This is a genomic window from Bacillus sp. TCT6, from assembly GCF_056033845.1.
Map to the genome: position 1 here is coordinate 84,577 of NZ_JBVYHX010000001.1, position 14,420 is coordinate 98,996.

General features: G+C 36.5%; 12 protein-coding genes. 10 read left to right on the forward strand and 2 right to left on the reverse strand.

The genetic code is table 11. The features are described 5' to 3' along the window. Positions 1–2 precede the first annotated feature (2 nt). The 9 genes from gatA (at position 3) to AC0ONG_RS00410 (ending at position 10,696) form a co-directional block, all read left to right on the forward strand. Positions 3–1,460, forward strand: coding sequence for an Asp-tRNA(Asn)/Glu-tRNA(Gln) amidotransferase subunit GatA (gatA, locus tag AC0ONG_RS00370; protein ID WP_000051441.1), 1,458 nt, complete (start codon positions 3–5; stop codon positions 1,458–1,460). A 14-nt stretch (positions 1,461–1,474) separates the two neighbouring features. Continuing rightward, positions 1,475–2,902 (forward strand): Asp-tRNA(Asn)/Glu-tRNA(Gln) amidotransferase subunit GatB, encoded by a 1,428-nt coding sequence (gatB, locus tag AC0ONG_RS00375; protein WP_001047684.1) that lies wholly within the window; start codon positions 1,475–1,477, stop codon positions 2,900–2,902. A gap of 560 nt (positions 2,903–3,462) precedes the next feature. After that, positions 3,463–4,368 (forward strand): diacylglycerol kinase, encoded by a 906-nt coding sequence (locus AC0ONG_RS00380; RefSeq protein ID WP_000977679.1) that lies wholly within the window; start codon positions 3,463–3,465, stop codon positions 4,366–4,368. Between the two features lie 140 nt (positions 4,369–4,508). After that, positions 4,509–5,255, forward strand: a complete 747-nt coding sequence (locus AC0ONG_RS00385) for an HAD family hydrolase (RefSeq protein WP_000416657.1) — start codon at positions 4,509–4,511, stop codon at positions 5,253–5,255. A 154-nt stretch (positions 5,256–5,409) separates the two neighbouring features. Next, positions 5,410–6,774 carry a 4-aminobutyrate--2-oxoglutarate transaminase gene (gene gabT / locus AC0ONG_RS00390; protein WP_016078571.1) on the forward strand — a complete coding sequence of 455 codons (1,365 nt, stop codon included), beginning with the start codon at positions 5,410–5,412 and terminating at the stop codon, positions 6,772–6,774. 115 nt (positions 6,775–6,889) lie between these two features. After that, positions 6,890–8,257 carry a sigma-54 interaction domain-containing protein gene (locus tag AC0ONG_RS00395; protein ID WP_000225139.1) on the forward strand — a complete coding sequence of 456 codons (1,368 nt, stop codon included), beginning with the start codon at positions 6,890–6,892 and terminating at the stop codon, positions 8,255–8,257. After that, positions 8,250–9,701 carry an NADP-dependent succinate-semialdehyde dehydrogenase gene (gabD, locus tag AC0ONG_RS00400; RefSeq protein WP_474203500.1) on the forward strand — a complete coding sequence of 484 codons (1,452 nt, stop codon included), beginning with the start codon at positions 8,250–8,252 and terminating at the stop codon, positions 9,699–9,701. The genes AC0ONG_RS00395 and gabD overlap by 8 nt, the downstream gene beginning before the upstream one ends. Before the next feature lie 47 nt (positions 9,702–9,748). Further along, positions 9,749–10,072, forward strand: coding sequence for a DMT family transporter (locus AC0ONG_RS00405; RefSeq protein WP_000263262.1), 324 nt, complete (start codon positions 9,749–9,751; stop codon positions 10,070–10,072). Positions 10,073–10,204: 132 nt separating this feature from the next. After that, on the forward strand, positions 10,205–10,696 hold the full coding sequence (locus AC0ONG_RS00410; protein WP_000915107.1) for a DUF4352 domain-containing protein: 492 nt from the start codon (positions 10,205–10,207) through the stop codon (positions 10,694–10,696). A 44-nt stretch (positions 10,697–10,740) separates the two neighbouring features. Here the strand turns inward: AC0ONG_RS00410 and AC0ONG_RS00415 are convergent, their stop codons facing one another. Together AC0ONG_RS00415 and AC0ONG_RS00420 are read right to left on the reverse strand one after the other, a co-directional pair. Further along, positions 10,741–11,970 carry an aminopeptidase gene (locus AC0ONG_RS00415; protein WP_016078573.1) on the reverse strand — a complete coding sequence of 410 codons (1,230 nt, stop codon included), beginning with the start codon at positions 11,968–11,970 and terminating at the stop codon, positions 10,741–10,743. Between the two features lie 116 nt (positions 11,971–12,086). Continuing rightward, complete coding sequence (locus AC0ONG_RS00420) at positions 12,087–13,169, reverse strand: polysaccharide deacetylase family protein (protein WP_016078574.1); 1,083 nt, start codon at positions 13,167–13,169, stop codon at positions 12,087–12,089. 537 nt (positions 13,170–13,706) lie between these two features. Between AC0ONG_RS00420 and AC0ONG_RS00425 the strand changes: the two genes are divergently transcribed. Next, positions 13,707–14,414, forward strand: a complete 708-nt coding sequence (locus AC0ONG_RS00425; protein WP_000875600.1) for a hypothetical protein — start codon at positions 13,707–13,709, stop codon at positions 14,412–14,414. Positions 14,415–14,420: the final 6 nt, after the last annotated feature.

A 14,420-nucleotide genomic window follows, 5' to 3' on the forward strand; every position in this document is an offset into this window, starting at 1 on the left:
CGATGTCATTATTTGATCATTCAGTATCAGAGTTACATAAGAAATTAAACAACAAAGAAATTTCCGTTACGGATTTAGTAGAAGAATCTTACAAACGTATTGCGGATGTTGAAGATAACGTAAAAGCTTTTCTTACATTAGATGAAGAAAATGCACGCGCAAAAGCGAAAGAATTAGATGCAAAAATCGGCGCTGAAGATAATGGTTTATTATTCGGTATGCCGATTGGTGTAAAAGATAACATTGTAACTAACGGCCTTCGTACAACTTGTGCGAGTAAAATGTTAGCAAACTTCGATCCAATTTATGATGCGACAGTTGTGCAAAAGCTAAAAGCTGCTGACACGATTACAATCGGTAAATTAAACATGGACGAGTTTGCAATGGGTTCTTCAAATGAAAACTCAGGATTCTACGCTACGAAAAACCCATGGAACTTAGATTACGTTCCGGGCGGATCTAGTGGTGGTTCTGCAGCAGCTGTAGCAGCGGGAGAAGTACTATTCTCTCTAGGTTCTGATACGGGTGGTTCTATCCGTCAGCCGGCTGCATATTGCGGTGTTGTAGGTTTAAAACCAACTTACGGACGCGTATCTCGTTACGGATTAGTAGCATTCGCATCTTCACTTGACCAAATCGGACCGATTACACGTACAGTAGAAGACAATGCATACTTATTACAAGCTATTTCAGGTATTGACCGCATGGATGCAACTTCTGCAAATGTTGAAGTTGGAAACTATTTAGCTGGTTTAACAGGCGATGTTAAAGGTTTACGCATTGCTGTACCGAAAGAATACTTAGGCGAAGGTGTTGGCGAAGAAGCTCGTGAGTCAGTACTAGCTGCTTTAAAAGTATTAGAAGGTATGGGCGCAACTTGGGAGGAAGTATCTCTTCCGCACTCTAAATACGCTCTAGCAACGTATTACTTATTATCTTCTTCTGAAGCATCTGCTAACCTTTCACGCTTTGATGGCGTGCGTTACGGTGTTCGTTCTGATAATGTAAATAACTTATTAGATCTTTACAAAAACACACGTAGTGAAGGTTTCGGTGATGAAGTTAAACGTCGTATTATGCTTGGTACATTTGCCCTTAGCTCTGGTTACTATGATGCATATTACAAAAAAGCACAACAAGTACGTACATTAATTAAAAATGACTTTGAAAATGTATTTGCTAACTATGATGTTATTATTGGACCAACAACACCAACTCCGGCATTTAAAGTTGGAGAAAAAGTTGACGACCCAATGACAATGTATGCAAATGACATTTTAACAATCCCAGTAAACTTAGCGGGTGTTCCAGCGATTTCAGTTCCATGTGGATTCGGTGCTAACAACATGCCACTTGGTCTACAAATCATTGGTAAACACTTCGATGAAGCGACAATTTACCGCGTTGCACATGCGTTTGAGCAAGCAACAGACTATCATACAAAAAAAGCAAGTCTGTAAGGAGGCGAGCATAGATGAATTTAGAAACAATTATTGGTTTAGAGGTTCACGTTGAGTTAAAAACAAATTCGAAAATTTTCTCTGCGAGTCCAACAGAATTCGGAGCGGAGCCAAATACACAAACAAGTGTAATTGACTTAGGATACCCAGGGGTACTTCCTACTTTAAATAAAGAAGCAGTTAACTTTGCAATGAAAGCTGCAATGGCATTAAACTGTGAGATCGCAACGGAAACGAAGTTCGACCGTAAAAACTATTTCTATCCAGATAATCCGAAAGCTTACCAAATTTCTCAATTTGATAAGCCAATTGGTGAAAATGGTTGGATTGAAATCGAAGTAGACGGTAAAAAGAAACGTATCGGTATTACACGTCTTCATTTAGAAGAAGATGCTGGTAAATCAACGCATACAGCTGATGGTTCATTAGTAGACTACAACCGTCAAGGTATGCCTTTAATCGAGATCGTATCTGAGCCAGATATGCGTACGCCAGAAGAAGCATATGCATACTTAGAGAAGTTAAAATCAATCATTCAATATACTGGTGTATCTGATTGTAAGATGGAAGAAGGTTCTCTGCGTTGTGATGCGAACATTTCTCTTCGTCCAGTTGGACAAGAGAAGTTTGGTACAAAAGCGGAACTGAAAAACTTAAACTCATTCACTTACGTACAAAAAGGTCTTGAGCACGAGCAAGTGCGCCAAGAAAAAGAACTGTTATCTGGTGGTATCATCCAACAAGAAACACGTCGTTATGATGAAGCAACGAAGAAAACAATCTTAATGCGTGTGAAAGAAGGATCTGACGATTACCGTTACTTCCCTGAGCCAGACTTAGTTGAACTTTACATCGACGATGAGTGGAAAGAAGCAGTTCGAGCTTCTATTCCAGAACTTCCAGATGCGCGTAAAGCTCGCTACGTTGCAGAAATTGGCTTACCAGCTTATGATGCACACGTATTAACATTAACGAAAGAAATGTCTGATTTCTTTGAAGCGACTGTTGCAGACGGTGCTGATGCGAAATTAACATCGAACTGGTTAATGGGTGAAGTACTTGCATACTTAAACAAACAACAAAAAGAATTAAAAGACGTTGCATTAACGCCTGCTGGTTTATCTAAAATGGTTCAATTAATTGAAAAAGGTACAATTTCTTCTAAAATTGCGAAGAAAGTATTTAATGAATTAATCGAAAAAGGTGGAGACCCAGAAGAAATCGTTAAAGCGAAAGGTCTTGTTCAAATTTCTGACGAGGGTACACTTCGTAAAGTTGTAACAGAAATTCTTGATAATAATGGGCAATCTATCGAAGACTTTAAAAACGGTAAAGACCGTGCAATTGGGTTCTTAGTTGGTCAAATTATGAAAGCTACAAAAGGACAAGCAAATCCACCGCTTGTTAACAAAATCTTACTTGAAGAGATTAATAAGCGATAATAGTAGTGACTTTTAAAGATTAAGCAGAAAAACACCCGTACATGGGTGTTTTTCTAGGTTAATCAAACGTTTGTTTAAATGAGACAAAATCGTTTAAACAAACGTTTGATTAACTGTCAAAAGTGGAAAAATGTTTGTATAGCAACTATGGTATGATAGTTGCAAAAAGGTGGGAATAATGATAAATCTAAACATAGAGGTTTTTTTCATCTCATGAAATAATAGATAGTTATTATTCGTTATATGTAAATTTTTATGGAAGAATGGATAGAAATAAAGTGAAACTTTAATCAGTGGGAGGTTCATCCAAAGCTGATTATTAGCCCACACCAATCGGGCATTTACTGCCCACAAATAGCGGGATAAATTTTTTGGTCAAATAAAACAAAACCATTGAAATGAATATTTACTTTTGATGGACTACACGAATCGGGTTCTTACTGCCTGTTTGAGCGGGATAAAAGAAGGATAGCAAGATGAGAGGAGGTAGGCATGGGAATACTGAATAGAAGTTCGGTATGTTCTTTTTCGATGCATAAAGAAATTTCCTGTGCTAATAAATGATGAAGCGAGCAAGAATTATTTATAATCCTACTTCTGGGCGTGAGCTATTTAAGAAGAGCTTACCAGAAGTATTACAAAAATTAGAACAAGCTGGCTATGAGACATCTTGTCATGCGACAACGGGTCCTGGAGACGCTACTGTGGCGGCGAGGCAAGCTGCGGATCGTAAGTTTGATGTTGTTATTGCCGCTGGTGGCGACGGTACATTAAATGAAGTAGTAAACGGTTTAGTTGGACATGAATTCCGCCCGAAATTTGGAATTATTCCAGTTGGAACGACAAATGACTTTGCACGTGCGATTGGTGTACCTCGTTCTATTGAAGAGGCAGCAGATATTATTTGCGAAGGAAAAACAGTGCCATTAGACCTCGGTAGAGCGAACGATACATATTTTATTAACATCGCTGGTGGCGGTCGTATTACAGAATTAACATACGAAGTACCGAGTAAGTTAAAGACAGTATTAGGACAACTTGCTTATTACCTAAAAGGTATCGAGATGTTACCATCATTGCATCCGACATATGTTGAAATTGAGTATGATGGAAAGTTACTACAAGAAGAAATTACGATGTTTTTAATTACGAATACTCGTTCAGTAGGTGGATTTGAAAAGGTAGCACCGTATGCATCTATTAACGATGGGTTATTTGACCTATTAGTACTGAAAAAAGGTTCTATCGCTGATTTAATTAAAGCAGCAACACAAGCACAACGTGGTGAACATATTAATAATCCAAAAGTGTTATATACACAAGCGAACCGAATTAAAGTACATTCACCAGATAAACTAATGATTAATTTAGATGGTGAGTATGGTGGAGATGCACCGATGGAATTCGAAAATATATATCATTGTTTAGAACTATTTGTTCCTGAACATCAAGAGGATGCCTTGTAAAGGCATCCTTTTTTACTTTGTTAAAATGAATTGTAAATTGGGAGTTAGTTTGATTTTTATGGTATTTTTACAATTCTTTTATTTTACATCCATATTTTATTGATACACTGGAGGAGATAAGAAACGAGAGGTAGGATGCTATGGAGAAGGTAAAAGCAATACTATTTGATAAAGATGGGACATTAATGGATTTTCATTCAATTTGGATAAAAGTAGCTGAAGAACTTGTAGCTGAATGTATAAGTTTATATCATTTACCAAGTACAATAGGGCAGACCTTATTAGAAGAGATTGGTGTAGAGGGAGCATTTGTTAATCCGAGGAGTGCAATAGCTGCTGGAACAAGCCTTGATGTAGCGAAGGGGCTTTGTAATTATATTGAGTCTGCTAGAGAAGAAGAGATGCATCATTGGGTAAGTGAGAAGTTATTTTCCCTTATGTATGAGCATCGTTCGCATATGAAAATGACAGCAGATTTACCGAAAGTGTTACAGGCATTAAAAGATAAAGGATTTATATTAGGGGTTGTCACGGCGGATGATTTCGCACCAACAGAATTATTTTTAAAACAATATAAGTTGGAGAACTTTTTTGATTATATTATAGCCTCGGATACATTCCTTGCGCAAAAACCAGATAAAAAGATTATAGAAGTGTTTTGTGAGAAATTTAATTTAGAATCATGTGAGGTTGCGGTTGTTGGAGATACGCCAACTGATTTACATTTAGCTAAAAATGGTGGTGATTGCTATGCAATTGGGGTGCTATCTGGTACGGGAGACCGTCCAACATTAGAACCACTTGCTGATTTAGTGTTAGATTCTGTTGGAGAGTTTATTTCTCAATCGGGTGAGTTTTTCTGGGAGAAAGAAAAGTCTAATGTGTAAGGAAAATAAGTCTATAAAGACTCTTAATGAGTCTTTATAGACTTATTTTTTATGCCTGGATACAAAGAATATAGGATAAATGCTAGAAAGGAAAGTTGGCATACATTTTGCAATAAGAAGAGAAAACAATGTAAAGAAAAGGATGGGGTACGCAATGAACACAAAAAAATTTGCTAAAGTAAATGAACAAATTCCAGGACCGAAAGCGGCATCTTTATTGGAACGCCGTCAAAATATAGTACCAAAAGGAGTAAGTAACGGCATCCCAACGTTTGTACAATCTGCAAATGGTGCTCTTGTAACGGATGTTGATGGCAATCAGTACATTGATTTTGCAGGAGCAATCGGGACAATTAACGTAGGACATTGTCATCCAACGGTTAAAGAAGCGCTCCATAAACAAGTCGATCAATACATTCATACTGGATTTAATGTCATGATGTATGAGCCATATATTGAATTAGCGGAAAAGCTTGCGGCATTGGCACCAGGAAGTTTCGATAAGCAAGTCCTATTTTTAAATAGTGGTGCAGAAGCAGTTGAGAACGCGGTGAAAATCGCTCGTAAATATACGAAGAGACCTGGTATTATCGCATTTTCTAAAGGTTTCCACGGGCGTACATTAATGACAATGACGATGACAAGTAAAGTGAAGCCATATAAATTTGGGTTTGGTCCCTTTGCTCCAGAAGTATATAAAGCGCCATTTCCATACGAATACCGTCGCCCAGAGGGATTAACGGAAGAGCAGTATGATGATTTTATTATTGAAGAGTTTAAGAACTTCTTCATATCGGAAGTAGCACCAGAAACAATTGCAGCTGTTGTAATGGAACCTGTTCAAGGGGAAGGTGGATTTATCGTCCCAAGTAAGAAATTTGTTCAAGAAGTACGCCGCATTTGTTCAGAGAACGGCATCTTATTTGTAGCGGATGAAATACAAACAGGCTTTAGTCGTACAGGAAAATATTTTGCAATTGATCACTATGATGTCGTTCCAGATTTAATTACAGTGTCTAAATCATTAGGGGCTGGTGTACCGATAAGTGGTGTCATTGGACGTAAAGAAATTATGAATGAATCTGCACCAGGTGAACTTGGTGGAACGTATGCAGGAAGTCCATTAGGATGTGCGGCTGCATTAGCTGTTCTCGATGTAATAGAAAATGAGAAACTAAATGATAGAGCGATAGAATTAGGAAAAGTCGTAATGAACCGATTCGAAGAGATGAAAAATAAATATCATTGCATCGGTGATGTGCGTGGGTTAGGCGCAATGTGTGCATTTGAGGTCGTTCAAGATCGTAAGACGAAAGCACCTGACAAAACGTTAACGGCTAATCTATGTGCAGAAGCAAATAAGCGTGGGTTACTTTTATTATCAGCAGGAACGTATGGAAATGTTATACGTGTGTTAATGCCTTTAATTATTACAGATGAGCAACTTGAAGAAGGATTAACAATAATTGAAGAATCGTTGCAAGCTTGTTATGAGCAAACAAACATCGCTCGCGTTTAAAAACTGAAGTATAAATAGCAAACATTCTAGCTGACTCTATATTAAATGCAGAAAATTCACTTTATAATAAAGGTAGTGAAGTGGATCGATGGATTTGAAGTTAGGGGTGGCTAGGATGGTTGCAGAAAAGGAACGAGTGTTAATGGATTTAAAAGATGTATTTGAATATGCGTTTGACGAAATTTTTGTTACAGATGAGCAAGGGATCGTTGTGCGTGTAAATAGTACATGTGAAAGGCACTACCAACTAGCTGCCGAAGAGTTAGTGGGTAAGCATGTAAAAGAACTACAAAAGGATGGAATCTTTTATCCATCAGCGACATTAGAAGTGATTGAAAAAAAGAGGCCAATTGAACTCGTTCAAACTACAAAATCAGGAGAGTATTTACACGTTCGTACAAGGCCTGTTTTTGATGATGAGGGAAATTTAAGAAGAGTGATTAGTTATTCTCGCGACCTTACTGAACTCTATCAATTACGTCAAAAGGTAGAGGAAATGGATAATCAGCTAAAAACATATAAAAAAGAATTAAGAGAAACATATGAGCATGAAGGACTTATTTTTAAAAGTCTAGCTATGCAAAAAATAGTCGATACAATCAAAAAAGTATCTGTAGTGGATAGTACTGTTCTCGTTTTAGGCGAGACTGGAGTAGGAAAAAGTCGATTAGTACGCCATTTACATGAGGTGAGTCATCGGAAGAATGAAAGTTTCTATGAAATTAATTGTGCGGCATTGCCAACTAATTTAATTGAATCGGAGCTTTTTGGATATTCAGGTGGATCTTTTACAGGTGCAAATCGTGAAGGGAAAAAGGGACTATTAGAATCCGCGCATAAAGGAACTCTTTTTTTAGATGAAATCGGTGAAATGCCGATTGAAATCCAAGCGAAGCTTTTGCAAGTATTGCAAGAAAAAACATTTCGTCCTATAGGCGGAAGAGAATTAAAAAAAGTGGATGTTCGAATTGTCGCGGCAACAAATAGAGATTTAAGCGAGATGGTGAAACAAGGAACATTTCGGAAAGATTTATACTATCGTCTGAATGTCATTCCAATTGCAATTCCCCCGCTTAGGGAAAGAACAGAAGATATTTTACCGCTTATTTATCATTACTTGCAGCACTTTAATAAAAAGTACGGACGTGATGTGAAACTAGCACCGGGTACATTACAAATGTTTGTTGGATATCCGTGGGAAGGAAACAATAGAGAAATAGAGAATGTAATTGAGAGAATTGTTATTACTGTCGATGATGTTGTAACGGTAGAGGATTTGCCACTCTCTATGCAAGAGGCTGCAGTTGAACAATCGGGGCAAAGCCTTTATAAAATGCTGGAAGAGGTAGAGAGAAATATTATTCTTAAAGCGTATAAAACGTATGGATCAAGTTATAAAGTGGCTGAGTTTTTGCAAATTAGTCAATCTGCTGCTACTAGGAAAATTAAGAAGTTCATAGAGGGGGAAGAAAACATTGGATAAAAAGGCGACTTTCGTAAGTATAGATAAAAAGGCGATGTATATAAATGGTGAGTGGATTACACTACAAGAACAAATTGAAGTAAATAATCCTGCGACGAAGGGAATATTTGCAACTGTACCAAAAGGCGGAGTAACAGAGGCAAAGCAAGCTGTTGATGCTGCACATGAAGCTTTTAAAACGTGGTCTAAGTTAACGGCAGCGGATCGTGCAGCGAAGTTAAAAAAGTGGTTCACACTTATTGATGAAAATAAGGAAGAGATCGCAGCGATTATGACGAAGGAACAAGGAAAGCCGTTTGCAGAAGCGCTTGGTGAAGTAAATTATGCAAATAGCTTTGTTGAATGGTATGCAGAAGAGGGGAAACGTGTATATGGTGAAATGATTCCTGCTTCTCATCCGAATAAGCGCATTTTAGTTATGAAGCAACCAGTTGGCGTTATGGCAGCTATTACACCATGGAACTTTCCAGCTGCTATGATTACGAGAAAGGTAGCCCCAGCGCTTGCAGCAGGCTGTACAGCAGTTGTAAAACCTGCAAGTCAAACACCACTAACTGCATTAAAATTAGCTGAATTAGCACATGAAGCGGATATTCCAAAGGGTGTAATTAATATCGTAACAGGTAGTGCAAAAGCAATTGCTGATACGTGGATGGAAGATGGTCGTGTGCGAAAAGTGTCCTTTACAGGGTCAACGGAAATCGGAAAAGAGTTAATGGCTAGTGCGGCGCAAACGATGAAAAAAGTTTCACTTGAGTTAGGTGGTCACGCTCCGTTTATCGTAATGAATGATGCAGATTTAGATAAAGCAGTAGAAGCGGTGATTGGTTCGAAATTCCGTAACGCAGGACAAACGTGTATATGTACAAACCGAGTATTCGTTCAAGAAGAAGTATACGAAGTATTTGTAGAGAAGTTCCAAAAGGCAGTAGGGCAGTTGAAAGTAGGAGACGGTTTCGGTGACGGAACGACTGTCGGACCACTTATTGATGAGAATGCAGTTTCAAAAGTACAAGAACATATTGAAGATGCTATTCAAAAAGGTGGAACAGTTTTATATGGTGGTCAAAAGGTCGCAGAGTTAGAGGGACATTTCATTCAACCGACTGTAATTGGGTTGGCAAATGATACGATGCTTTGTATGAACGAAGAAACATTTGGGCCAGTGGCACCAGTTGCGAAATTTAAAAAAGTTGATGAAGTAATCGAACGTGCAAATAATACACCATACGGTTTAGCTGCGTATATTTTCACGAAAGACATTAGCCAAGCATTCCAAATTAGTGAAGCGCTAGAGTACGGTATTATTGGTCTAAATGACGGTCTTCCATCAGTTGCACAAGCACCATTCGGTGGCTTTAAAGAAAGTGGTATCGGCCGTGAAGGAGGCCATTTCGGCATCGAGGAATATTTAGAAATTAAATATATTTCATTAGGACTATAAGTAGTATACTAGAATCTCTATAAGGTAACAGAGAAGGAGATTCTAGTATGGTATATTGGCTATTATTACTTGTTACAATTATTTTTGAAGTGGCTGGAACAATTGCGATGAAACTATCAAATGGTTTAACAAAGCTCGTTCCAAGTGTATTGATTTTCGTATTTTATGGAATTTGTTTCAGCGTGTTCGCCATCGTTGTGAAGAAGATTCATTTAAGTATTGCTTATGCTATTTGGTCTGGCGTTGGAACATTACTTATTACAATCATTAGTGTGTATTTTTTTAAAGAGCACATTAGCTTATTCCAAGCATTTTGTATTCTTTTTATTGTTTTGGGTGTCATTGGTCTTAAGGTTTCATCGGCATCCTGAAAGCTATCTTTTGTAGAAGATAGCTTTTTTCTATTTGTGCAGTTAGCAATTAATACGACAAAATATGACAAGAAAGAGTAAAGCGTTTTGTTATGATACATATGAAATATTGTCTTATGTGGAGGAAAGAGTATGTTAAAAAAGGTGAGTCAAATTGTTTTAATTTTTGGCATAGCTTTTAGTTTAAGTGCTTGCACTGAGACTAAAGATAGTAATGAAAGTAAACAAGAAGATGTTCAAGATAAAGTGTATAAAATAGGGGAGACAGTAGACGTAGATGGTTTGCAAGTAACTATCGATTCAGTTAAATTAGGATATCCGGATTATGATGAGGATAAAAAGAAAGAAGAGATTTTGGGGGTTATTTTCAAAGTGGAAAATAATAGTAAAAAGGAAATACCTTTTGCATTTTATGAATTTGAGATTATCGATAAGAAAGGTACAAGATTTAAAGAATATAATAACCCTGATAGCTTTATTAGTAAAAAGTTAGCACCAGATGAAAAAATTCAAGATATCATGCTATTTGACGTAGCGAAAGAAAATACGTATATCGCTACGTATAGACCGGAGTTTACGCGTGAAAATAGAACGATAAAATTTGAATTGAAACCAAATAAATAAAAAACACATTGGATTATCCAATGTGTTTCTTTATGGTAATAGATTTAAAACGCCCAGTTACCTTTACGGAAGATAGGCTCATGTCTGCCATCAGCTGTAATACCATCGATATCAAGCTCAGCGGATCCAATCATGAAGTCGTTGTGTGTAATACTAGCGTTTGCGCCGTTTTCAGCAAGTTCTTCTTTAGACATTGTTTTTCCGCCAACTAAGTTAAATGCATAAGCATTTCCGATTGCAAGGTGGCAAGATGCATTTTCGTCAAATAGTGTATTGTAGAATAAAACATTTGTGTTTGAAATTGGTGAGTCATGAGGTACTAAAGCTACTTCTCCTAAGAAGTGAGAACCTTCATCTGTTTCTACTAAATGTTTTAAAGCTTCTTCACCAGCTTCAGCTTTATAGTCTACGATACGTCCGTTTTCAAATGTTAACGTGAAATTATCGATAATATTACCTGCAAATACTAACGGTTTTGTACTAGAAACTTGGCCGTTTACACCTGTTTTAAGTGGCATTGTAAATACTTCTTCAGTTGGAATATTAGCCATAAATGGTACGTTTTTTTCATTTAAGCTACCAGCACCAGCCCATACATGTTTTTCTGGAAGTTCGATTGTTAAATCTGTTCCAGGACCTGTATAGTGAAGAGCTTTATAATGCTTTTCGTTTAAGTAATCCACTTTTGTATGTAATGTTTCATCATGTTCTTTCCATGCTTCTACAGGATTTTCTAAATCAGCACGAGTAGCTTTGAAAATAGCATCCCATAACTTTGCTTCTTGTTCTTCTGGCGCTATGTCAGGGAATACTTTCGCAGCCCATTCTTTCGTAGGAACAGAAATTACACACCAGCTTACTTTATCGGCTTGTACGTAATCACGGTATACTTTCATCGCTTCTCCAGCTACTTTATGAGCTGTTGCGATACGTGTTGCTTCTACACCTTTTAATAAATCAGGGTTTTCTGCATAGATAGACATAAATGCAGCGCCTTCTTTTGCTAATTCCTCACGAGCATGTGCTTTCCAAGAAGGGAATTCAGAGAAAGCTTCTTCAGGAGCTAGATCGAACTTTAAGCGTGTTAAAGTCTCATCATTCCAATCCACATATACGTGTTTTGCACCAGATTTATATGCTTTCTCTGTAACGAGGCGTACAAATTGTACAGCTTCAAGAGGTGCACTAATTGATAAAGTTTGTCCAGGTTGAATATTAACGCCAACATTAACTGCAAGAGCAGCATATTTCTCTAACGTTTGTTCAAATGACATATGTATAATCTCCTTTAATTTGAAAAATTTCTTACTATATATAATACAAGAAAATTCTAAAAATATATATAAATATAGCGCAAAAAGAGAGCTCAAAATGTATTGAGCTCTTACATTTACTTAATTGAAGAAGCAAATTGCTCTACAGTCGTTGTATGGTGTATACGAACGCGCTTCATCTTTAACAATTCATCAGGTTCACCCTTCGTAATGAATTGCCCAGGCTTTGTCGTCGTCGCAAATTGATAATACTTCTTCGTTTCTGCAACAACCTTATCATCTACATGGCCGAATGGATATGCGATTGCGATAACAGGCTTACCTGTTATTTTTTCTAGCTTTTCTTTTGAACCTTTTAACTCTTCCTCATAGTTTGTAATTTTCGGCAAGTCTGCATGTGTTGCAGTATGAGATTGCACCGAGAAAATGCCGGAATCAACCATTTCTTTTATTTCAGAAGTAGACAATGCTCCTTCTACATCAACGTTATCAACAATCATATATTCTGTTGCTGCCGGTTTGAAAGTATCATCTTTTAGCTTTTGTAAAACGCGAAATGCATTCATATTATTTTTCATACCGTCATCAAATGTAACGAAAATCGGCTTATTTACTTTATTTATATCACTCCAGCGTTCAAACGTTAACAGCGTATAACCATTGTCCTTTAAATGTTTCATTTGTGCTTCAAAGTTAGCTGGTGATACGAATAAGTCTTTAATACCTTGACCATGATAATCATCAATTGCGTGATACATAAGAACAGGAACCTTTTGTTCGAAAGTAATAGTAGATTTCGTAAGCGAGATTGTTTTCCCATCTTCTTTCATTCCTGTTGCTTCAATTTGGAACTCACCGCGTTTTCCTTCAAATTCCTTTATATCAAAAGGAAGTGTAAATTGTTTCTCTTTTTCTTTAGAAGAAAAAGATTTAGCACTTTCCTTTCCATCAGCTGTGCGCCAAATTTTATATTGTACTTCATTTAAAGAATCTTTTATGTCTGTAATATGAATAGTAGTGTCTGTAGATTCGTATGTGATGGGAGTATAAGAAATTTTACCTTGTTCTTGTACAGTCTCTTTTTGTTTAGCTACTTCTTGAACCTTTTTCTCTTTTTTAGGTTCTTGGCTTACATTGCTAGTATTGCAGCCTGCTAGAATGGCAGACGTACATAAAGCAATTGTTGCGTATTTTCTCATAAAAATCACCTTCTATTGTGTAGTATGTTGCATATTGACATTAAAATCCCCACCGCTATAAGAGTGGTGGGGATATACCCTTGTTCATCATATCATTTGAAGAAAATGAGGGGAATATGATTTTTAGGAGGCTATTAAGGTAATAGATTAGTGACTTTGAATAGATGTATTTTTTTGTTTCTTATTAGAATTAATAATAATATAACCGACTACAAAGATAAGAGGAATAATAAAGACATAGATAGGCATTCCCCATACATAATAGCTTTTTAGGGTTAAGACTAGTAAATGTAAGAAATCGAAAATTGCGTGGGCTTTCATAATATCCTCCAATGGCTTTTTGAAAATTATAACATTTTAAACTTGTTATTTGTATAATTTGGAAAGTGATTTAAGCTAATTTTAAAGTAAGAAGAAGACTTATTAATATGCAATTTTGCATACGGGTATGGATTCTATTAAAATATAAAGATTTTATACTATAATAAAAACCGCTATAAAACTAAGTAAGGATAATGTATGGAGTGGAGAATAGAAATGAAATATAAAAAAATAATATATATCTTTTTCATATCGCTATTTATAGTTGGTTGTCAAAGTGAAGTGAGTAAAGCGAATAGTGTGGAAGAGTATATTCCATCGCATCTTATGAATGCGGAAGTGACGGCGGATATTATGACACTAGAGATGGATCGTGATACACGTAAAAAAGTAGAGGTTATTACTAAAAAGATGAGTGATCATGTAAAGAATGATAAAGAGTGGTACATAAACTATATATCAGGGCATATAGATAAACAGGTGAAACCGTATCATCCTAACTTTGGTATTACAGAAGAAGAATATAACTTTTTTAGAAACGCCGTTGAGAATAGTAGTTTATCTAATACAAGTGATGGAAAACTTCAATTTAAGCAAAAAAGTAACCATGAAATTGAAATTGTTTCAAGTAGAAACCTAGAACTATTCCAGCATCTAGTAATTGATACAGAGAAGAATATAATAAAAACTTCTTTTGGAGAATGTCAGTATGTTGGAGAAATAAAGCCATCTTCAGAAAAAAGAATATTAGGTCGAGTAAATGGCAAACAATGGATGTTACAAAAAGAAAATTTAATCTATTTATTCTCTTTAGGAAAGCTTGAAGGAGAAGATAAATCTGTTATGGTTATTTCAGTAAAAGGCATACACGAAGGAAAACTTATTAGTAACGAGGAAGTAGTCGAATTCCGTTCGATTTCATAAAGAATC

Excerpts from the sequence above, each read along its gene's own strand:
- AC0ONG_RS00405 (WP_000263262.1), top strand. The coding sequence starts at position 9,749 with ATGGTATATTGGCTATTATTACTTGTTACAATTATTTTTGAAGTGGCT.
- AC0ONG_RS00410 (WP_000915107.1), top strand. The coding sequence starts at position 10,205 with ATGTTAAAAAAGGTGAGTCAAATTGTTTTAATTTTTGGCATAGCTTTT.
- AC0ONG_RS00415 (WP_016078573.1), bottom strand. The coding sequence starts at position 11,970 with ATGTCATTTGAACAAACGTTAGAGAAATATGCTGCTCTTGCAGTTAAT.
- AC0ONG_RS00425 (WP_000875600.1), top strand. The coding sequence starts at position 13,707 with ATGAAATATAAAAAAATAATATATATCTTTTTCATATCGCTATTTATA.
- gatA (WP_000051441.1), top strand. The coding sequence starts at position 3 with ATGTCATTATTTGATCATTCAGTATCAGAGTTACATAAGAAATTAAAC.
- AC0ONG_RS00395 (WP_000225139.1), top strand. The coding sequence starts at position 6,890 with ATGGTTGCAGAAAAGGAACGAGTGTTAATGGATTTAAAAGATGTATTT.
- gatB (WP_001047684.1), top strand. The coding sequence starts at position 1,475 with ATGAATTTAGAAACAATTATTGGTTTAGAGGTTCACGTTGAGTTAAAA.
- AC0ONG_RS00420 (WP_016078574.1), bottom strand. The coding sequence starts at position 13,169 with ATGAGAAAATACGCAACAATTGCTTTATGTACGTCTGCCATTCTAGCA.
- AC0ONG_RS00380 (WP_000977679.1), top strand. The coding sequence starts at position 3,463 with ATGATGAAGCGAGCAAGAATTATTTATAATCCTACTTCTGGGCGTGAG.
- AC0ONG_RS00385 (WP_000416657.1), top strand. The coding sequence starts at position 4,509 with ATGGAGAAGGTAAAAGCAATACTATTTGATAAAGATGGGACATTAATG.
- gabT (WP_016078571.1), top strand. The coding sequence starts at position 5,410 with ATGAACACAAAAAAATTTGCTAAAGTAAATGAACAAATTCCAGGACCG.